Genomic DNA, 18,918 nt, shown 5'->3' with positions numbered 1-18,918 from the left:
TCTGCGGGATAAAATAAGTCATCATGCGCCTCCCTTCTGTAAAAGATTATGGACGAGGGAAAAGTGGCACAAGCTTTCCGCGCCTGCAAGTCTGCAATCTGCATTTGCAGAAAAAAGCAGCGGATTTGTTGCCTTCCAGCAACAGGCCGGTGCTCGGTCAGAGCACGCGCAATCCGAAACCCTGCATGAGACGCCGGGTGGAGAAATCCGGCTGCTGCGAGGTGAAGAGGGCGAAATCGAAGTGATCCGCATGATCGGCGTGATCGGCCGCCGGCACCAGCCGTCGTGCCTGCCGGGCAATGGCCTCTGCAGGATCAAGCCAATCGACCGGCCAGGGTGCCAGCTTTCGGAACAGATTGGCCATGAAGGGATAATGGGTGCAGGCCAGGACGATAATATCGGTCTTGGCGCCATCCTTCTCGATAAAGCAGGGCGCGATCTCCGCACTCACCGCCTCGTCCGGCACGGTTTCGCCGCGAATATAATCCTCGGCCATGCGCGCGAGATTCTGCGAACCGACGAGGCGCACATGGCATTGCGAGGCGAAGGACTGGATGAGATCGCGGGTATAGGCGCGTTTCACCGTGCCCGGCGTCGCCAGCACCGAGACCAGACCCGAGCGGGTGCGTTCCGCCGCAGGCTTGATGGCAGGAACCGTGCCGACAAAGGTCATGGCCGGAAAGGCGGCGCGCAGGTCGGCTCCGGCAAGCGTGAAGGCGGTATTGCAGGCAATGATGCAGAGTTCCGGATCATGGCGGGTCAAAAGATCGGCGAAGAGCGAGAGGATCCGGCTCTTCAGCTCCGCCTCCTCCCACCCGCCATAGGGAAAGCCGGCATCATCGGCCACATAGATGAAGCCGCGCTCCGGCATCAGCACGCGCGCCTCGCGCAGAACCGTCAGGCCGCCGATCCCCGAATCGAAAACCAGAACCGGCTTGAGCTCAGGGCTTGTGCCCTTCGCCGTCATCCTTGTTGCCCCGGTTTCCACCCCTAAGATCCCCGCCTTTGACGTCCCCGCTTCCGAGGTCCCCGCCTCCATGGTTCGCGTCTCCATTGCCACCGGCCCCCTTGCCTTCCGTCGTCGGCTTGCCGCCTTTCGGCCAGCGGCGCGCAAATTGATCGAACGAACTCACCACGCCCCTCAGCACGCTGATCTCCGGTTCCGTGAAGCCGGGTCTGGACAGGACGGCGCGCAGATTGTCGATCATCTTCGGCACTTTTGTGGGCGGATGAAAATAATTGCGGGCGTCGAGCGCCTCCTCGATCTGCTCGAAGAAGCCGAAGAGCTGGCCCTTGGTGGCGGGCTTCTGGTCCGCCGCCTCGAAGGGCGTCGCCGCCAGATCGGCCATGCCGCTCTTCATCCATTCATAGGACATCAGCAGCACGGCCTGGGCGATATTGAGGGAGGCGAAGGCGGGATTGACCGGGAAGGTGACGATTTCATCCGCAAGCGCCACTTCTTCATTGGTCAGGCCCCAGCGTTCGCGGCCGAACAGGATGCCGGTCCTTTCGCCGCGGGTGAAGCGCAGGCGCAGCGTCTGCGCCGCCGTGACCGGGGACCGGACAGGCTTGAATCCGTCCCGCTGGCGGGCCGTCGTCGCATAGACGAAGTTGAGATCGGTCAGCGCCTCCTCGAGTGTCGCAAAGACGCGCGTGCGCTCGATGACGTGATCGGCCTTGGCGGCGGCGGCCTGCGCCTTTTCACTCGGCCAGCCATCGCGCGGGTTGACGAGACGAAGCTCGGCAAGGCCGAAATTGGCCATTGCGCGGGCCACCATGCCAATATTCTCGCCCAGCTGCGGCTCGACCAGAATGATGGCCGGACCTTCTTCGAGAAGTTCGCGCTCGCTGTTCGTTCCTGCCATGATCTCAACCTGCAGCCTTACCGGGATGGGAAAGGCCTCACTGGCACAGCTGCTACCAAAAATCAAAGCCCGCCTGCCGAAGCCCGGACGCCGGAGCCCCGCATGCGGCAAGCCCGCCTGCCGAATCCCCGGCATGGCGAAAGCCTGGATGCGGGCGGCCTAAGCCTTACTGACCCTTGGCGAGCGCCTGCATTTCCGACAGAACCGAATCGCGCTCGCCGTCGGCCACGCGGTGGATGTCGTCGATCACCGGCTTGCCGTCCTCGGTGATCACGTCGAAATGCACCTCCGACACGCTGTTCTTGATCTCGGCCTCGTCGATACAGGTCCACATCTTGAAGCTCACCGCCACATCGGCAATGCCGTCCTTGACGGCTCCGGGGGTGATCTTCACATCCTGCAGCGGGCAGCCATCCTGCGAATTGGTGATCACGTCATAGCCGAACGGATCGCCGGGCTCGTTGTTCTCCGTCTCGTAGGCGGGGTGCTTTGCCGCCTCCTTGTAGGCCGCCTGGAAGCGCTTGCTGAAGAGGCTGGCCAGCGGCGTCGAATCGAAAATGTATTTCCATTCCGCGTCGACCGCTTCCCAATTGTATTTCGTCATGTCCATCACCTGCTGGACCGGCGCCACCGGATCGGCAGCCGCGGCGGGCAGCGAGAGTGACGCGAAGACGAATGCGAGCGGAAGGAGGCGCAAAGAGCAGCGCATGGCGATAAGGATCCTTGTTGAATTGAGGCGAGACATTATCCGGGCCGCGCGGTTTGGCAATGCCAAATCGTTCGCCAGCGCTTTGCGTTCTGCAGCGCTAATGCTATAGCGCTCGGGACTTGGTTCCACCCTACCCGGGAGCGTCCGGTTCCCGCTCATGCAAGAGGCAGATACATGAAGAAGATCAAGGTCGCCAACCCTGTCGCCGATCTCGACGGCGATGAAATGACGCGCATCATCTGGCAGCTCATCAAAGACAAGCTGATCCATCCGTATCTCGACCTCGACATCGATTACTACGACCTTTCGGTTGAGAACCGCGACGCCACCAACGATCAGGTGACGGTCGATGCCGCCAATGCCATCAAGAAATACGGCGTCGGCATCAAATGCGCGACGATCACGCCGGACGAAGCGCGCGTGAAGGAATTCAACCTCAAGGAAATGTGGAAGAGCCCGAACGGCACCATCCGCAACATTCTGGGCGGCGTGATCTTCCGCGAGCCGATCATCTGCAAGAACGTGCCGCGCCTCGTTCCGGGCTGGACACAGCCGATCGTCGTCGGCCGTCACGCCTTCGGCGACCAGTATCGCGCCACCGATTTCAGGTTCCCGGGCAAGGGCAAGCTGACCATCAAATTCGTCGGCGAAGACGGCCAGGTGATCGAGAAGGAAGTCTTCAACGCTCCGGGTTCGGGCGTGGCCATGGCCATGTACAATCTGGATGAATCCATCCGTGAATTCGCCCGCGCATCGATGATGTACGGCCTGATGCGCAAGTGGCCGGTCTATCTGTCGACGAAGAACACCATTCTGAAGGCCTATGACGGCCGCTTCAAGGATCTGTTCGAGGAGATCTACGAGACCGAGTTCAAGGATCAGTTCAAGGAAGCCGGCATCACCTATGAGCATCGCCTGATCGACGACATGGTCGCTTCGGCGCTGAAGTGGTCTGGCGGCTATGTCTGGGCCTGCAAGAACTATGACGGCGACGTACAGTCCGATACCGTGGCCCAGGGCTTCGGTTCGCTCGGCCTGATGACCTCGGTTCTCTTGACGCCGGATGGCAAGACGGTTGAAGCCGAAGCCGCGCATGGCACGGTAACGCGTCACTACCGCCAGCATCAGAAGGGCCAGGAAACCTCCACCAACTCGATCGCCTCGATCTTCGCCTGGACGCGTGGCCTCGCCCATCGCGCCAAGCTGGACGACAATGCCGAACTGGCGAAATTTGCCGCAACGCTGGAAACGGTCTGCGTCTCCACCGTTGAGGACGGTTTCATGACGAAGGATCTGGCGCTGCTGATCGGTCCCGATCAGCCCTGGCTTTCCACCACGGCGTTCCTCGACAAGATCGACGAGAATCTGCAGAAGGCCATGGGCGCCTAAGCCGCGTCCGAACCGCGCCTCGGCCTTTCGGCCAGCCGATGATCTCGGAAAACCCGGTCGCCCTGCGGCCGGGTTTTTTCTTTGCCGTGATCCCCTTGTCATCTGGACGTCATCACGGCACTATAGAACATATAGGGAACAATTAGGAGGAACGCATGTCGTCATTGCTGCTTTACACGAACCCCATGTCACGGGGCCGCATTGCCCGCTGGATGCTGGAAGAGGTCGGCCTCGCCTATGAGGTGAAGGTGCTTGCTTTCGGTCCGGAGATGAAGTCCGCCGATTATCGGGCGGTCAATCCTATGGGCAAGGTGCCGGCGCTCCAGCATGGCGGGAATGTCGTGACGGAATGCGCGGCGATCTGCGCCTATCTCGCCGACGTCTTTCCGGAGACCGGGCTTTCCCCGCAAACCGATGCGGAACGCGCCGCCTATTATCGCTGGATGTTCTTCGCCGCCGGTCCGCTGGAGGCTGCCGTCAGCAATCGCAGCCTCGGCTTCGAAGTTCCGGCCGACAAGCGGCCGATGATGGGCTATGGCTCCTATCCGCAGGTGATCGATACTCTGGAGCAGGCAGTGTCGCAGTCGGATCATATCGCCGGAGACCGCTTCACGGCGGCGGACGTCTATGTCGGCTCGCACCTGATGTGGGGCATGGAGTTCGGCTCGATCGAGAAACGCCCGGCATTCGAGGCCTATGTTGCACACATTGCGCAGAGGCCGGCGCATATCCGGGCAACGGAGCTCGACGATGCTCTGGCCGCGGAACGTGCCGCTCCGCAAGGCTGAGCCGCGAGCCCAGCCCAGCCGCCGGCTTGGAGACTACTTCTGACCGGTGCCGATCTTTGCCCGATCCTGCCGGCAGTGCCATCTCCTGCCCGCAGTGCCGTTTCTTGCCGGCATAGATGCATTTCTTGCCGGCAGATGCCGTGTCCTGCCGGCAGATGCCATGTCCTGCCGATCGATGCTGAGTGGCGGCGCGGCGCACCTTCGCCTTTGATGTTGGATGTCGTCGCGCCTCGTGATATTGAGCCGGCCCATGACACAGATCTCTTCCAAACCCGTTCACGTGGTCGGCGGCGGCCTTGCCGGCTCCGAAGCCGCCTGGCAGCTGGCCCAATCCGGCATCCCCGTCATCCTGCACGAAATGCGCGGCGTGCGCGGCACGGATGCGCACAAGACCGATGGACTTGCCGAACTCGTCTGCTCCAATTCCTTCCGCTCCGACGATGCCTCAGCCAATGCGGTGGGCGTCATCCATGCCGAGATGCGGCTGGCCGGATCGCTGATCATGGCCTGCGCGGATCGTCACCAGGTTCCGGCCGGCGGTGCGCTGGCCGTCGATCGCGACGGGTTCTCCGAGGCCGTGACGCGGGAGATTCACGGGCATCCGCTGATCACGGTGCTTCGCGAGGAAGTGCAGGGCCTGCCGCCGGAGGATTGGGGGCTGACGATCATTGCCACCGGGCCCCTCACCTCGGCGAGCCTTGCCGGCGCGATCCAGGCCCAGACCGGCGAGGATGCGCTGGCCTTTTTCGATGCCATTGCGCCGATCGTTCACCGCGAGTCCATCGACATGGATATTTGCTGGTATCAGTCCCGCTACGACAAGGTCGGTCCTGGCGGCAATGGCAAGGACTATATCAACTGCCCGATGGACAAGGCGCAATATGATGCCTTCATCGATGCGCTGATCGCCGGCGACACGGTGGGCTTCAAGGAATGGGAGGGAACGCCCTATTTCGACGGCTGCCTGCCGATCGAGGTCATGGCCGAGCGCGGCCGCGAGACCCTGCGCCATGGCCCGATGAAGCCGATGGGATTGACCAATGCGCATAACCCGACCGTCAAGCCCTATGCCGTGGTTCAACTGCGCCAGGACAATGCGCTCGGCACGCTCTATAATATGGTGGGTTTCCAGACCAAGCTGAAATATGGCGCGCAGGCGGAGATCTTCCGGATGATCCCCGGGCTGCAGCAGGCGGAATTTGCCCGCCTCGGCGGACTGCACCGCAATACCTATATCCATTCGCCGATCCTGCTCGACCGCAGCCTGACGCTGAAATCCCGGCCCGGCCTGCGCTTTGCCGGCCAGATCACCGGCTGCGAGGGCTATGTCGAGAGCGCCGCGATCGGCTTGCTGGCAGGCCGCTTCGCCGCCGCCGAGGCCAGGGGGCAGGCGCCTAAAGCCCCGCCGGCCACGACCGCGCTCGGTTCGCTGCTGAACCACATCACCGGCGGCCATCTCGTCTCCGACGACGAGCCGGGCAAGCGCTCTTTCCAGCCGATGAACGTCAATTTCGGCCTGTTTCCGGAGCTGGCGCCCGGATCCATCGTCAAGCCAGAGGGCGTCAAGCGCTTTCGCGGTAAGGACAAGACCATAATGAAACGCAAGCTCATGTCACGCCGGGCCCTCACCGATTGCGCGGCCTGGCTGGGGGTCGAGCCTCCGGTCTTCGCCTCGGACGACTCAGCTCCGTCCGTCGCCGATCTCGGTATGAGCGCCGCCGAGTAGGTGGCGGTCATCCGGCCCGACATAATTGCCGAGAAGCCAGAGCGAAACCTCCGCCGCCTCGGCGGCGGTCGAGAAGACATAGGCGCCGCTCTGGGTCGGTGCGTCGAGAAACTCCACCTGGAAGCCGCGGCCATTGCCGAGGGGTTGAACGCGGACGCGTCCCGGCTCGATCAGATGGCAGGCGTAATGGGCGCCGTAATTGCGCATGAAACCCGCCTTGTTCTCGAAAAGGCGGACGAAGCAGGCATCGCCGCTTTCCGTGACATGCAGGCTGCGAATGGCTTCGGTCGGATAGGCGCGTCCGAATTCGATAATGGCCAGACCCGCATCGTGCCGGTCCAGCGCCTCGCGGTCCTTGCTCATGCGCGTGGCATAATAGGCTGTGGCGACAACCACGACCGCGATGATCGACCATACGACAAGGCTCACCGGATCACCTCTCTCCATTCCGTAGCGCTACTCCTGACTAACGCCTGAGGCTTGCGCGAATGTGACCCGTCGAGAAACATGTCGCAGGCAAGCACTGGGCCAAAGCAGGGTCCGGAAAACTGTCCCACGAATGTTTTGACCGGAAGCTGCGTCGAAACAACAGGCCAAGCGGTTGGAGCGTCGGCCGGCAAATGCAAGTCCGCCTAGAGACGCTTCAGGGCAAGGCTGCGCATCATGCGCAATTGGCGGCGCCATTGCGGCGATTGCAGGTTTCCCGTGAATGCCCTGCCCGGCGCGCGCGCCGCCTGCTGCAGGACCGGTTCCGCGAGCGCGACCGGCAGGAAGGCCGGCAGCAGTGCGGCGGGAATGCCGCCTGCCCTCTTTGCCTTGGCCAGATGCTCGAGACCGAGCCCCGCAAAGGCTTCGACCGCGGCATGATGCTGAGCGCCGACAGGCTCTGCGAGAAAGCCGTCACGATCCAGTCCCGTGGCGGACAGGATGGCAAGCGGCAGGTAGACCTGCCCGCGCCGACGATGCACCGGCAGGAGCAGCAGGCTTCCGGCAATCGCCTGCGCCACGCCCGCATGGCCTGCAAGCTCCGCCTGCTGCATGGCCTGCGGAGCATCGAGCACCAGGCCGGCCAGCTGGATGAGCGCCGAAGCCGTTTCGCCGGCATAGCCTTCCAGCGCATTGCGATCCGGCATGGGATCGTCATAGAGATCGAAAATGCGTGCTTCCGTCATGTTGATCAGAACATCGCGCGGCAGGCGGTATTGGGCCATGGTCGCCAGCAGGGCGGCGGCAACCGGATTGGCATTGACCTCTCCCGTCGGCTTGCCCGACAGCAGGTCGCGCCACCATTGCAGCCGGATCTCGCCAGCCAGCGGCTGCTGGATCACGTCGCGAATGCGCGCGAGTTCGGCATTGAAGGCGTAAAGTGCCGCCAGCGGCCCGCGCTTGTCGGCAGGCGCCAGAAGACAGGCAAGATAGCGGTCGCGGTCGGAATCGCGCAGCGCCTGGAGGCAGATGTCGAAATGGTCTGCGGCCACAGCCGTCACGGCCTCACTCCCTCCTGCGCTGTTTGTCATACGGCGATCAGCGCGGCGGCCACAGGACGCGATTCCGCCAGCATGATGTTATACGTGCGAATGGCCGCACCGGTTCCCATCGGGTCGGAGGAAATGCCGCGGGCGCGCAGCGCCGCCTTGAGCGGCGCCGGCAATGGCCGGATGTCCCGGCCGGTGCCGACCAGCAGGAATTCGAACGTATCGCCTTCCTCGATCACCCTCTGGAAGGCCTCGACGCTCAAAGCGTCCCCTTCCGCCATATCCCAGCCATAGACGCCGCTCGGTAGACACAAGAGAGAGCCGCGATGCGACATATCGGCGAAGCGAAATCCCCCATTGCCATAGGCGTCGATCGGCGCACGGCCGGGGAAATGCGCATCGCGAATGTGGACAGGACGCGCCATGGCCTCAGCTGCCCGCTTTGCCCGCCGGCACAGTCTTTGCCGTCTTGGCCTTGTCCTCGTCTGCGTTGAAGACATCCGTGCGGAGCTTGAAGGCGATCAGCACCGGTGCCGCGATATAGATGGAGGAGAATGTTCCGACGGCGACGCCGAACAGCATGGCAAAGGTGAAGGAGCGGATGACTTCGCCGCCGAAGATATAGAGCGAGGCAAGCGCCAGCATCGTCGTCAAGCCGGTCAGAACCGTACGCGACAGGGTCTGGTTGATCGAGATGTCGATCAGCTCCGCCAGCGGCATCTTCTTGTAGCGCCGCAGGTTTTCGCGCATGCGGTCATAGACCACGACGGTATCGTTGAGCGAATAGCCAACGATCGTCAGAATGGCGGCGATACTCGTCAGGTTGAACTCGATGCCGGTCAGCACGAATATGCCGATGGTGAGGATCACGTCGTGCAGTGTGGCGATGATGGCGCCCACGGCAAACTGCCATTCGAAGCGGAACCAGATATAGATCAGGATGAAGAGCAGCGCGACCGCCACGCCGATCGTGGCGGAATAGGTCAGTTCGCTGGACACGGCCGGACCCACCACTTCGACGCGGCGGAACTCGTAATCCTGCTCCAGGTCGTTGCGGATGCGTTCGAGCGCCGATTGCTCGGCATTCTCGCCGCCCTCCTGCGCCTGCACGCGAACCAGAACCTCGGCCGGAGAGCCAAAGCCCTGGGCCTGCACTTCGCCGAGATTCAGCTGGTCGAGACGCGCGCGGATATCGGCGATGTTGGCATCGCCCTGGCGCGCGCGCAATTCGATGATCGATCCGCCGCGGAAGTCGATGCCGAGATTCATCCCGACCGTTGCAAAACCCACCACGGCTGCGACGGACAATGCGGCCGCGCCCATGAACGTATAGCGGCGCAGCGACATGAACGGCAGGCCGCGCCCATCGAACATGCCGGTTCGGATGCCCTTCGGCAGCTGCTTCGGCTTTGCCCGCTTTACCCACAGCGAGAACATCCAGCTGGTAAAGGTAAAGGCGGTGAAGACGGTCGTCACGATACCGACCGCCAGCGTCACGGCAAAGCCGCGAACCGGGCCGGAGCCGAGATAGAAGAGCACCACGGCAGCAATCAGCGTCGTCAGGTTGGCGTCGATAATGGTGGCGAAGGCGCGGCGGAAACCGCTGTCGATCGCCGGCAGGAGCGACCGCCCGCTCTTCACCTCGTCGCGGATGCGCTCGTAGATCAGAACGTTGGAATCAACCGCCATGCCCATGGTCAGGACGATACCGGCAATACCGGGCAAAGTCAGCGTCGAGCCGATCAGCGTCAGCGTCGCGAGGATCAGGACGATGTTGACGAGCAGCGCGACATTTGCGAGGAAGCCGAAAAATCCGTAGAAGGCGAACATGAACCCGGCAACGGCCACGGCGCCGATGGCGCTGGCAACGACGCCGGCGCGAATGGAATCCGCGCCGAGGCCGGGGCCGACCGTGCGCTCTTCGACGACCGTCAGCGTGGCCGGCAGCGCTCCGGCGCGCAGCAGCACGGCCAGGTCATTGGCGCTTTCGACGGTGAAATTGCCGGAGATCTGACCGGAACCGCCGATGATCGGCTCGCGGATGACGGGTGCCGAGATGATCTGGTTGTCGAGGACGATGGCGAAGGGCCGACCGACATTCTGCTGCGTCGCCTGAGCAAACCTCTGGGCGCCGCGGGAATCGAAGCGGAAGGTCACCACCGGTTCGTTGGTCTGCTGGTTGAAGCTGGCCTGCGCATCGACAAGGCTTTCGCCGGAGACGAGGGCGCGGCGCTCCACCAGATAGGGGATCGGCGGATCATCCATGGAATAGAGAATTTCGGAGGCCGCGGGCGGACGGCCGTTCAGCGCCTCCTGAACCGGCATGCTGCTATCGACCATGTGGAAGGTCAGCTTGGCGGTCTGGTTCAGCAGCGCCTTCAGCCGCTGCGGATCCTCAAGCCCGGGAACCTGTACGATGATGCGGTCGTCGCCCTGGCGCTGGATCAGAGGCTCGGTCGTGCCGAGCTCGTCGACACGCCGGCGCACGACCTCGATCGACTGGGTGAGCGCGGAGGAGACGCGGTAGCCGATCCCGGCATCTGTCAGCGCAAGCGTCAGCTGGCCATTGCCATCGTCCTGCAGCGAAACTTCCGTGATGGTGCCGCCGAAGGTTCCGGCGGAGACCGGCTGCAGCAGCGGCTGCAGGGCCTGCTTGGCCGCCTCCACCTGGGCAGGATCGGTGATCCGCACCTGGATCTGCTGGCCATTGCCGCTCAGGCCGCTATAGCGGACGCTGGCTTCCCGCAAGGTGTTGCGGACATCACCGACAACCGTTTCCAGCCGCTCCTTGACGATGTCGCCACGCTCGAGCTTGAGCATGATGTGCGACCCGCCCTGCAGATCGAGGCCGAGCGTGACCTTCTTGGCCGGAAACCAGTCCGGGAGCTTTGCCATCTGCTCGTTGCTGAGAAGGTTCGGAGCCGCGACGATGGCGCCGACGGCGATCACGAACCAGATGAACAGTGTTTTCCAGCGGGAAAAGTATAGCATTGCGCTCTCGGATACTTGGCGGGATGGCGAAGCGCCGCCAAAGCGGCGCCCTGGCCTTTACTTCGCGGCTTCGGTCTTCACCGGTTCGCCCTTGACGCGCACTTCCGCGACATAGGTTCTCAGCACACGAACCTTGACGCCCTCGGCAATTTCGACCTCGAGCTCGCCATCGTCGACGACCTTTGTCACCTTGCCGGAAATGCCGCCACCGAGGACGACCTGGTCGCCACGGCGAATATTGGAGAGGGTTTCCTGACGCTTCTTCATCTGCTGACGTTGCGGACGGATCAAGAAGAAGTACCAGACCACCATCAGCGGGGCGAAGAGGAAAAGCATTTCGAGGCCGGAGCCGAAGGCGGACGGCGCGGCGCCTCCGTCTTGGGCGAATGCTTCGGTAATGAACATCGAGAACTCCCAGAGATTGCGGTTGCGAGGACACCCCTCGCTTCAAGCCGCCGGAATATAGTTGTGAACGCCTTAAATGCAACAGAAACGGCGTGAGCGCCGTACCGATTCACGGCGTCTTACCCTTTCGGCGAAAAAAACGCCATGCTAGGCGGCGGAAATTCGGGATGCGAAGGCCGCACAGACAATTGGAGATGAAGATGTCCATCGATACAACCGCACTCCTGCTGGCAGAAGTGAAGCGCCTGGCGGATGCTGTCGAGCGGCTTGCGGGGCCGGCGCCGGCCATCAACGACTGGAATGCCGCCGATTGTTTCGTCTGGGTCCCGGCGCAGCGTCACCTGCAGCCCGTGCCGCAACCGAACCGGGTCGATCTGGCGCTGATCCGCGGCGTCGATCACGTTCGCGACATCCTGCACGACAATACGCTGCGCTTTGCCGAAGGCTATGCTGCCAACAATGTGCTGCTCTGGGGTGCCCGTGGCATGGGGAAATCATCGCTGGTCAAGGCCGTGCATGCCGATGTGCGCGCCACCACCGCGGTCGCTCTGAAACTGGTCGAAGTGCATCGCGAGGAAATTTCGACGCTTCCGGCGCTTCTGGATATTCTGAAGACATCCGGCTGCCGCGTCATCGTCTTCTGCGACGACCTGTCCTTCGATCATGACGACACCGACTACAAGTCCCTGAAGGCGGCGCTGGATGGCGGCGTGGAGGGCCGTCCCGACAATGTTCTCTTCTATGCCACGTCCAACCGGCGTCATCTCCTGCCGCGCAATATGATGGAGAACGAACAGTCAACGGCCATCAATCCTTCCGAGGCGATCGAGGAGAAAGTCTCGCTGTCGGACCGGTTCGGGCTCTGGCTCGGCTTCTATAAGTGCAATCAGGATGATTATCTGGCCATGATCGATGCCTATGCCGCGCATTTCTCGCTCGGCCTTGCGCCAGAGGATCTTCATCGCGAAGCGCTGGAATGGGCAACGACCCGCGGCGGACGCTCGGGCCGCGTCGCCTGGCAGTATATCCAGGACCTGGCGGGCCGGCTGCGCATACCCCTTGCCCGCGATTGACGGCACAGCCGGAAGCCGCGAGATCGAGCGCGTCCCGTCGGCCTTCGGGCGGCGGCACGAAAACGCAAAAGGCCCGGCACCCTCAAGCGCCAGGCTCTTTCGCACTCCCCATACGCACTACTATTCGAGGAACGTCATCGGATTGACCGGGGTTGCGTCCTTGCGCACCTCGAAGTGCACCTGCGGACGCTTGGCATCGCCGCTCATGCCGGACGTGGCGATCGTCTGGCCGCGCTGCACTTTCTGGCCGCGCGTCACGGAGATGTTCGAGGCGTGGCCATAGACGGTGACCTTTCCGTCATCATGGCGGACGAGCACCGTATTGCCGAGCTGCTTCAGGCCGTTGCCGGCATAGATCACGACACCGTTTTCGGCAGCCTTGATCGGCGTCCCCTCGGGCACAGAGATATCAATGCCGTCATTGCGGCTGCCATTGACGTTCTGGCCGTAGGAGGCGATGACCGCGCCGGTTGCCGGCCAGCGATATTTGTCGATGCCGGTGGCCGTGGGGGCTGCCACATTCACGTCGGATTTCTTCTCGACCTCGCTGAGGCTTGCCGTCTGTGCGGCAGGCTTTTCGGTCGCGGTCGGCTGGTTCGGCTTGGCCGCAACGGTCTCCATCTTGGCCGGAGCGGCGGGCGCAGCGGGTGCAGCCGGCTGGGTCTTCGGGATCGATGCCGTTTTCAGCGGCTCGCCTGCGGCGCTTCCCACCCGCAGCGTCTGGCCGATGCGCAGCGCGCCGCCCTCGAGGTTATTGGCTGCCTTCAGCTGATCGATCGGCGTGTTGGTTGCACGGGCGATTCGGGTCAGCGTATCGCCGGCCTTGACCGTATAGGTGCCCGCACCATCCGGCTTGGGCGTACCGCCGGCCGACGGCACGGCTTTTGCCGCATCAGCCTGTTCGCGGTCGCGCAAAGCCGGCTTCGGCAGCATTGCCACCTTGTCTTCCTGGGGCCGCAGCGGCTGCGGAGCATCTCCGGAGCGCGAAAGATCGACGCTGCCGGCGGCGGAGCGCGCCTTGTTGCCGGAGGCGTAGGTCGGAATGACGGCAATCTGGCCGGGCGTGAGCTTGCCGCCATTGGCCCGCAGGATTTCCGCTTCCGGCACGCCGTAGCGCCGGGACAGCGTCGCTGCCGTTTCGCCTGGACGCAAGGTCACCTTCGGCGCATTGGACGTGCTCCAGCCGGAGGCACCGGCCGAGCCCGTGACGACCTTGTCGGCATCGACCCGGGACGGACGCTGGACGGCCGCCGTTTGCGGCGGCAGAGCTGCCGGCATGGGCTGAGCCATCGCTTCGCTGCGGCTTTGCGGATCAAGTCCGGATGCCGGGGCGGGAGCTGACAGAGCCGCCCGCTGGACCGAAACCGGCGCTGCTGCCGACCGGGCCGGGGAGACGGCGGCCGGGGCAGCGTAGCCACCGGACGACGCAGCCGGATAAGGCTGGCTCATTGCCGCATTGCGCGAGGCATAATCCGGGGCTGCCGCCGTTCCGACATCTTCCGTCGGCACCGGCGCCCGGCCATAGGCGCCAAGGCCCTGCCGTTGCGGGATCGATGCCGTTGTCAGATTATCGTGGCTGGGGAAAAGCCCGGAAAAGCGCGTGGCATCCGAACTGCAGCCGGCGACGGTGCTTGCCAGCAGAGCCGCCACGGCAATGCGCACGGCTGACTTCTTCATATTCGAGGAACTATTCACACGCATGACTCGACCTACACGACGACGCAACCAAAGTAGGTATCATTAAAGCGCGTTAGTCTTACCGCGGGGTTAAGGGATCGGAGAAAGCCTCAAATTCTTCGCAAAACGCTAACCATGACGGCGCCGATGAGCCCGATCGTCACAGATATGCCGCCATGTGCGGAACCAGCGGCAGGTAAGGCACCGGAAAAAGGTCCTCCCGCTCAAAACGGCTGCCGGTTTTGGTGAGGCGCACCATGATGCAGCTCTCGTCTTCCAGGATGAGCGGTGCCACCATGGATCCACCGTGGACCAGCTGGTCTGCATAAAAGCGCGGCATGGTGGTGAAGGCTGCCGTGACGAGAATACGGTCGAACGTGCCCTCGCCCGCCATGCCATTGCTGCCGTCCGCCTGGCGGATGACGACATTGCGCAGCCCGAGCGCCTCCATGCGCGCCTGCGCCGCCGTGGTGAGGCTGCGGAACCGGTCCACCGACAGGACGCGTTCGGCAATGCGCGCCATGACGGCCGTCATGAAACCGCTGCCGGTCCCGATCTCGAGCACGCGGTGGCCGGGCCGCACCTGCAGTCGCGACAGCAGTTTCACCGCAAGATCGGCACCTTCCATGAAGGCCCCGCAATCGATCGGAATGGTGCGGCTGGAATAGGCATTTTCGGAAAACTGCGCCGGCACGAATTGCGAGCGCGGCGTCTGCTCTGTCGCCGTCAGGAGATCGAGATCGGTCACACCGGCGGCACGCAGCCGAAGGACCAGCGCGGCAAAACCCTCCTTCTCGATCATGGCTGGCTTCAAGCACGGTCTCCCAGCGCCCTGGCAACGGCATCGCGGGCTGCATGATCCGTCAGATCGAGCTTCAGTGGCGTCACCGAGATCCGGTGATGGCTGACGGAGTGGATATCGGTCCCCTCGACGAACTGGCCGCTCCGCTTGCCGAAACGCAGCCAGAAATAGGGATTTCCCCGGCCATCCTCCCGCTCATCGAGGACAAGGGCGAAATCCGTCCGGGCCTGGACGGTCACATCCACGGCCTCGACGGAATCCGGCGGACAGGCCGGGAAGTTCAGGTTGAGGAAAGTGCCGGACGGCAGCTCCGCCGAGATCAGCTTCGAGACGAGCGCCGGCGCATGCGCCTCGGCAACATCCCAAGGGATCGTGCGCCGACCCTCGGCATGCAGCACCGCCTGGCTGAGCGCAATCGAGCGCACTCCCTGGATCGTCCCCTCGATGGCCGCCGCGATTGTGCCGGAATAGGTCACATCGTCGGCGATGTTGGAACCGGCATTCACGCCGGAAAGGATCAGGTCCGGCGGCGCGGGAAGCACGTGGCGCATGCCCATGATGACGCAATCGGTCGGCGTGCCGCGCACCGCGAACTGCCTCTCGCCCAGCTGGCGCAGGCGCAGCGGCTCCGACAGCGTCAGGGAATGGGCAAGGCCGCTCTGATCGGTTTCCGGCGCCACCACCCAGACATCGTCGCTCAGGCTCCGCGCGATCCTTTCAAGAACCGCGAGACCCTCCGCATGAATACCGTCATCATTGGTAAGCAGGATGCGCATTGGCAATCACGCGTTCCGTTCGAGCTTGGTCAGGCCACCCATATAGGGCACCAGCACGTCCGGAATTGTGACCGAGCCATCTTCGTTCAGGTTATTTTCCAAAACGGCGATGAGGCAGCGGCCGACGGCGGTTCCAGAACCGTTCAGCGTATGCACGAAGCGCGGCGCCTTCTCGTCCTTCACCCGGTAGCGCGCATTCATGCGCCGGCCCTGGAAATCGCCGCAGACCGAGCAGGACGAGATTTCGCGGAACGTGTTCTGCCCCGGCAGCCAGACCTCGAGATCATAAGTCTTGCGGGCGCCGAAGCCCATATCGCCGGTGCACAGCGTCATGGTGCGGAAATGCAGGCCGAGACGCTTCAGCACTTCCTCCGCACAGGCGGTCATCCGCTCGTGCTCGGCGATTGCGCTATCCGCATCGGTGATCGATACGAGCTCGCATTTCCAGAACTGGTGCTGGCGCAACATGCCGCGTGTATCGCGGCCGGCAGACCCGGCTTCCGAGCGGAAGGACGGCGTCAAGGCGGTGAAGCGCAGCGGAAGCTTCTCATGCTCCAGGATCTCCTGGGCGACGAGATTGGTCAGCGTGACCTCGGCGGTCGGGATGAGCCAGCGGCCATCCGTCGTGCGGAACAGGTCCTCGGCGAATTTCGGTAGCTGCCCCGTGCCGTACATGGCCTCGTCGCGCACCATCAGCGGCGAGGACACTTCGGTATAGCCATGCTCGCTCGTGTGCAGATCGATCATGAACTGGCCGAGCGCCCGCTCCAGCCGGGCAAGCGGACCGGTGAGCACCGTGAACCGCGAGCCGGAGAGTTTGGCGGCCCGGTCGAAATCCATCATGCCGAGCGCTTCGCCGATCTCGAAATGCTCGAGAGCCGGATGGTTGAAGCGCGGCTTCTCGCCCACCATGCGGGTCACCACATTATCGTGCTCGTCCTTGCCGGTCGGCACATCGTCCAGCGGAATATTGGGAAGCCGCGCCAGGACGTCGTCGAGGGCGGCGATCGCCTCGCGCTCCTCCTGCTCGACGAGCGGCATGGTGTCCTTGAGGCTCGCCACTTCCGCCTTCAGCCGCTCGGCAAGGGCGAGATCCTTCTGCGCCATCGCCGCGCCGATCTCCTTGGACGCGCCATTGCGGCGCGCCTGCATGTCCTGCAGCTTCTGGATGACGGAGCGACGGGTTTCGTCGAGAGCGATGATGCTCTCGGCCTGCGGCGGAGCGTTGCGCTTGGCAAGGGCCGCATCGAGAGCGGCAGGGTTATCACGGATCCACTTGATATCGAGCATCGTCGTTCCAGGTCGCTTGCGTTTGAGCCGCACTTGGGACCGGCGGCCGAAGAGGTGATGTTCCGACCAGGCATCCGGTATGGCCGGAACGGGTGCTACGCTTCGTCTGACGTCACCACGGCCGAAGCGGCTTGCGCCTCGGCGACCGCGGATTCGCTGGCGCGTCTGCGCTCCACGAGTCGAGCCGCGTAGATGGAGACCTCGTAGAGAAGGATTGTCGGCAGTGCAAGACCGATCTGCGACAGTGGATCCGGCGGCGTGAGAACGGCTGCGACCACGAAGGCGATGACGATCGCGAATTTCCGCTTTTCCGCCAGCCAGCTGCTGGTGAGCAGGCCGACGCGGGCCAGAAGCGTGGTGACCACCGGAAGCTGGAAGACAAGCCCGAAGGACATGACGAGCGTCATGATGAGGGACAGGTATTCCGATACTTTCGGCATCAGCGAGATCGCCACCTCGCCCTCGCCCGGTGCCTGCTGCATGGTCAGAAAGAACCACATGACCATGGGCGTGAAGAAGAAATAGACCAGCGCGCCGCCAAGCAGGAACAGCAGCGGCGACGCCACGAGAAACGGCAGGAAGGCCGCCTTCTCGTTCTTGTAAAGGCCGGGCGCGACGAATTTGTAGAGCTGCGAGGCAATGATCGGAAAGGCGATGACCAGCGCGCCGAACATCGCCACCTTCACCTGGGTGAAGAAGAATTCCTGCGGCGCGGTATAGATCAGCTCCGACTTCGTCAGGTCCAGTCCGGCCCAGAGCACCGCCCATTTATAGGGAATGACCAGGAGGTTGAACAATTGCTTGGCAAAGAAGAAGCACACCAGGAAGGCGAGGAAGAAAGCCGCCAGCGACCAGATCAACCGGGTGCGCAGTTCCATCAGATGCTCGATGAGCGGCTGAGGCTTGTCGTCGATATCACCGGTCATGCATTATCCTCGGGTGCGGCTGGCTTCTTGCGAGCGCGCGGGGCAGGCTTTTCCGCTGCGACAGGGACGGAGGCAACAGGGGCTGAGGCGACAGGGGCGGAGGCAGCATCGACGGCCTTGGCCGTGCGGCTGCGCCGGATAGCGGGCTTTGCAGACGCAGGTCCGGCGCTTGCAGGCTCGCTCGCCGCACCCAGGGCAGCCACGGCATCCGCGCCAAGCGGCGCAACAGCGTTCTGCGTCGCAACAGTGTCCTGCGTCGCAAGCGTGGCCTTCTGCTTGCGCGGTGCCCGCGGCTTCCTGGCCTCGGGCGCTGCGCCAAGCGGGGCGGCCGAGGATGCGCCTGCCGTGACGCCAGCAGGCGCAGGAGCGGAAGCACCCGTGGAAGAACCGGTCGAAGCGGAACCCGCGACAGAGGGAGCCGGTGCAGGCGATGCCGACGGCGTCGTCACAGCGCCAGTCGAGGACATCGTGGAGGATGTCGGCGAGGGCGTTGTGGAAGAAGCAGTGGAGGCAGAGGCCGAGGAAGAGGAAGACCCAGGGCCGGACGGAGGCGCCGGCGAGGCAGTGCTGGCAGCCGCGGCAGCCGCCTGGGGCGCCAAGCCCGCATCGCCTCCCTCGGGGAGTGAAAGCCCTGGCACGCCGGCCAATCCGTCGGAGAGTTCAGCCGGATCGGTCGGCATGTCCGTCGCTGCAGTGCCTCCCGTCGCGCTTTCGAGCGAGGTCGCCTTCTGCAGATCGCTGCGGATATCATTGCCCATCTGGCGCAGCGGGTTGATTGCCTCGCGGAGCGCATTGGCCGGATGAAAACGTTGCGCATCCGAGATGGTCTTGCGGACATCGTCCATATCCGCCTCGCGCAGCGCCTCATCGAACTGCGTTCGGAAATCGCCCGCCATCTTGCGCAGATTGGCTGTCATCTTGCCGAATGCCCGCAGCATCGGCGGCAAATCCTTAGGGCCGACCACGACGATCAGGATGACCGCAATGACCAACAACTCCGTCCAGCCGATATCCAGCATAGGCTAC

Annotated in this window: 17 protein-coding genes and 1 pseudogene; 4 read left to right on the top strand and 14 right to left on the bottom strand. The window is 63.5% G+C overall.

The features are described from left to right. Positions 1 to 157: 157 nt before the first annotated feature. The 3 genes from murI to QTJ18_RS11770 all read right to left on the bottom strand — a co-directional run bounded on the left by murI (position 158) and on the right by QTJ18_RS11770 (position 2,574). Positions 158 to 967 (bottom strand): glutamate racemase, encoded by an 810-nt coding sequence (murI, locus tag QTJ18_RS11780; RefSeq protein WP_252754813.1) that lies wholly within the window; start codon positions 965 to 967, stop codon positions 158 to 160. Further along, positions 942 to 1,865 (bottom strand): RNA methyltransferase, encoded by a 924-nt coding sequence (locus tag QTJ18_RS11775; RefSeq protein ID WP_252754812.1) that lies wholly within the window; start codon positions 1,863 to 1,865, stop codon positions 942 to 944. Before QTJ18_RS11775 ends, murI begins: the two co-directional genes overlap by 26 nt. A gap of 166 nt (positions 1,866 to 2,031) precedes the next feature. Then, positions 2,032 to 2,574 carry a hypothetical protein gene (locus QTJ18_RS11770; RefSeq protein ID WP_252754811.1) on the bottom strand — a complete coding sequence of 181 codons (543 nt, stop codon included), beginning with the start codon at positions 2,572 to 2,574 and terminating at the stop codon, positions 2,032 to 2,034. A 174-nt stretch (positions 2,575 to 2,748) separates the two neighbouring features. Here QTJ18_RS11770 and QTJ18_RS11765 point away from each other — a divergent pair, with 174 nt between their 5' ends. From QTJ18_RS11765 to trmFO, 3 genes are all read left to right on the top strand, one after another. Beyond that, positions 2,749 to 3,963, top strand: a complete 1,215-nt coding sequence (locus tag QTJ18_RS11765) for an NADP-dependent isocitrate dehydrogenase (RefSeq protein ID WP_252754810.1) — start codon at positions 2,749 to 2,751, stop codon at positions 3,961 to 3,963. 155 nt (positions 3,964 to 4,118) lie between these two features. After that, positions 4,119 to 4,751, top strand: coding sequence for a glutathione S-transferase family protein (locus QTJ18_RS11760; protein WP_252754809.1), 633 nt, complete (start codon positions 4,119 to 4,121; stop codon positions 4,749 to 4,751). 250 nt (positions 4,752 to 5,001) lie between these two features. Continuing rightward, a complete protein-coding gene (gene trmFO / locus QTJ18_RS11755; protein WP_252754808.1) occupies positions 5,002 to 6,477 on the top strand; it encodes a methylenetetrahydrofolate--tRNA-(uracil(54)-C(5))-methyltransferase (FADH(2)-oxidizing) TrmFO in 1,476 nt (491 codons plus the stop codon). Here trmFO and QTJ18_RS11750 read toward each other — a convergent pair. From QTJ18_RS11750 to yajC, 5 genes are all read right to left on the bottom strand, one after another. After that, positions 6,433 to 6,906 carry an immunoglobulin domain-containing protein gene (locus QTJ18_RS11750; protein WP_252754807.1) on the bottom strand — a complete coding sequence of 158 codons (474 nt, stop codon included), beginning with the start codon at positions 6,904 to 6,906 and terminating at the stop codon, positions 6,433 to 6,435. The two genes, trmFO and QTJ18_RS11750, sit on opposite strands and share 45 nt — an antisense overlap. A 203-nt stretch (positions 6,907 to 7,109) precedes the next feature. After that, positions 7,110 to 7,994, bottom strand: a complete 885-nt coding sequence (locus tag QTJ18_RS11745; RefSeq protein WP_252754806.1) for a phytoene/squalene synthase family protein — start codon at positions 7,992 to 7,994, stop codon at positions 7,110 to 7,112. After that, the gene (locus tag QTJ18_RS11740; RefSeq protein WP_252754805.1) at positions 7,991 to 8,377 is read right to left on the bottom strand and encodes an Mth938-like domain-containing protein; all 387 of its coding nucleotides are present in this window, start codon (positions 8,375 to 8,377) and stop codon (positions 7,991 to 7,993) included. Before QTJ18_RS11740 ends, QTJ18_RS11745 begins: the two co-directional genes overlap by 4 nt. A gap of 4 nt (positions 8,378 to 8,381) precedes the next feature. Further along, complete coding sequence (gene secDF / locus QTJ18_RS11735; RefSeq protein WP_252754804.1) at positions 8,382 to 10,943, bottom strand: protein translocase subunit SecDF; 2,562 nt, start codon at positions 10,941 to 10,943, stop codon at positions 8,382 to 8,384. A 57-nt stretch (positions 10,944 to 11,000) separates the two neighbouring features. Then, on the bottom strand, positions 11,001 to 11,348 hold the full coding sequence (gene yajC / locus QTJ18_RS11730; RefSeq protein ID WP_252754803.1) for a preprotein translocase subunit YajC: 348 nt from the start codon (positions 11,346 to 11,348) through the stop codon (positions 11,001 to 11,003). A gap of 200 nt (positions 11,349 to 11,548) precedes the next feature. On the opposite strand from yajC, the gene QTJ18_RS11725 reads away from it, so the two are divergent. Then, positions 11,549 to 12,421: an ATP-binding protein gene (locus tag QTJ18_RS11725; protein ID WP_252754802.1), complete on the top strand. Its 873-nt coding sequence runs from the start codon at positions 11,549 to 11,551 to the stop codon at positions 12,419 to 12,421. Positions 12,422 to 12,541: 120 nt separating this feature from the next. Here QTJ18_RS11725 and QTJ18_RS11720 read toward each other — a convergent pair whose 3' ends face one another. The 6 genes and pseudogenes from QTJ18_RS11720 to tatB form a co-directional block, all read right to left on the bottom strand. Then, complete coding sequence (locus QTJ18_RS11720; protein WP_252754801.1) at positions 12,542 to 14,122, bottom strand: peptidoglycan DD-metalloendopeptidase family protein; 1,581 nt, start codon at positions 14,120 to 14,122, stop codon at positions 12,542 to 12,544. Positions 14,123 to 14,258: 136 nt separating this feature from the next. After that, positions 14,259 to 14,900 carry a protein-L-isoaspartate(D-aspartate) O-methyltransferase gene (locus tag QTJ18_RS11715; RefSeq protein WP_252754898.1) on the bottom strand — a complete coding sequence of 214 codons (642 nt, stop codon included), beginning with the start codon at positions 14,898 to 14,900 and terminating at the stop codon, positions 14,259 to 14,261. A gap of 8 nt (positions 14,901 to 14,908) precedes the next feature. Then, a complete protein-coding gene (gene surE / locus QTJ18_RS11710) occupies positions 14,909 to 15,676 on the bottom strand; it encodes a 5'/3'-nucleotidase SurE (protein WP_252754800.1) in 768 nt (255 codons plus the stop codon). 6 nt (positions 15,677 to 15,682) lie between these two features. After that, entirely contained in the window at positions 15,683 to 16,966 is a 1,284-nt protein-coding gene (gene serS, locus QTJ18_RS11705; RefSeq protein ID WP_252754799.1) for a serine--tRNA ligase, read from the bottom strand. Between the two features lie 95 nt (positions 16,967 to 17,061). Further along, positions 17,062 to 17,892, bottom strand: coding sequence for a twin-arginine translocase subunit TatC (gene tatC / locus QTJ18_RS11700; protein WP_252754798.1), 831 nt, complete (start codon positions 17,890 to 17,892; stop codon positions 17,062 to 17,064). A gap of 419 nt (positions 17,893 to 18,311) precedes the next feature. Further along, positions 18,312 to 18,911: pseudogene (tatB, locus tag QTJ18_RS11695) on the bottom strand (Sec-independent protein translocase protein TatB); the annotation flags it as partial. Positions 18,912 to 18,918: the final 7 nt, after the last annotated feature.

It is taken from the genome of Rhizobium sp. SSA_523 (assembly GCF_030435705.1).
Lineage (GTDB): Bacteria > Pseudomonadota > Alphaproteobacteria > Rhizobiales > Rhizobiaceae > Neorhizobium.
Note: the sequence above shows the minus strand (reverse complement) of the source record. Positions and strands in the feature narration are given on the sequence as shown.

Excerpts from the sequence above, each read along its gene's own strand:
- QTJ18_RS11775 (WP_252754812.1), bottom strand. The coding sequence starts at position 1,865 with ATGGCAGGAACGAACAGCGAGCGCGAACTTCTCGAAGAAGGTCCGGCC.
- secDF (WP_252754804.1), bottom strand. The coding sequence starts at position 10,943 with ATGCTATACTTTTCCCGCTGGAAAACACTGTTCATCTGGTTCGTGATC.
- QTJ18_RS11770 (WP_252754811.1), bottom strand. The coding sequence starts at position 2,574 with ATGCGCTGCTCTTTGCGCCTCCTTCCGCTCGCATTCGTCTTCGCGTCA.
- serS (WP_252754799.1), bottom strand. The coding sequence starts at position 16,966 with ATGCTCGATATCAAGTGGATCCGTGATAACCCTGCCGCTCTCGATGCG.
- QTJ18_RS11720 (WP_252754801.1), bottom strand. The coding sequence starts at position 14,122 with ATGCGTGTGAATAGTTCCTCGAATATGAAGAAGTCAGCCGTGCGCATT.
- QTJ18_RS11760 (WP_252754809.1), top strand. The coding sequence starts at position 4,119 with ATGTCGTCATTGCTGCTTTACACGAACCCCATGTCACGGGGCCGCATT.
- QTJ18_RS11765 (WP_252754810.1), top strand. The coding sequence starts at position 2,749 with ATGAAGAAGATCAAGGTCGCCAACCCTGTCGCCGATCTCGACGGCGAT.
- QTJ18_RS11745 (WP_252754806.1), bottom strand. The coding sequence starts at position 7,994 with ATGACAAACAGCGCAGGAGGGAGTGAGGCCGTGACGGCTGTGGCCGCA.
- surE (WP_252754800.1), bottom strand. The coding sequence starts at position 15,676 with ATGCGCATCCTGCTTACCAATGATGACGGTATTCATGCGGAGGGTCTC.
- QTJ18_RS11715 (WP_252754898.1), bottom strand. The coding sequence starts at position 14,900 with ATGATCGAGAAGGAGGGTTTTGCCGCGCTGGTCCTTCGGCTGCGTGCC.
- tatC (WP_252754798.1), bottom strand. The coding sequence starts at position 17,892 with ATGACCGGTGATATCGACGACAAGCCTCAGCCGCTCATCGAGCATCTG.
- yajC (WP_252754803.1), bottom strand. The coding sequence starts at position 11,348 with ATGTTCATTACCGAAGCATTCGCCCAAGACGGAGGCGCCGCGCCGTCC.
- QTJ18_RS11725 (WP_252754802.1), top strand. The coding sequence starts at position 11,549 with ATGTCCATCGATACAACCGCACTCCTGCTGGCAGAAGTGAAGCGCCTG.
- trmFO (WP_252754808.1), top strand. The coding sequence starts at position 5,002 with ATGACACAGATCTCTTCCAAACCCGTTCACGTGGTCGGCGGCGGCCTT.
- murI (WP_252754813.1), bottom strand. The coding sequence starts at position 967 with ATGACGGCGAAGGGCACAAGCCCTGAGCTCAAGCCGGTTCTGGTTTTC.
- QTJ18_RS11740 (WP_252754805.1), bottom strand. The coding sequence starts at position 8,377 with ATGGCGCGTCCTGTCCACATTCGCGATGCGCATTTCCCCGGCCGTGCG.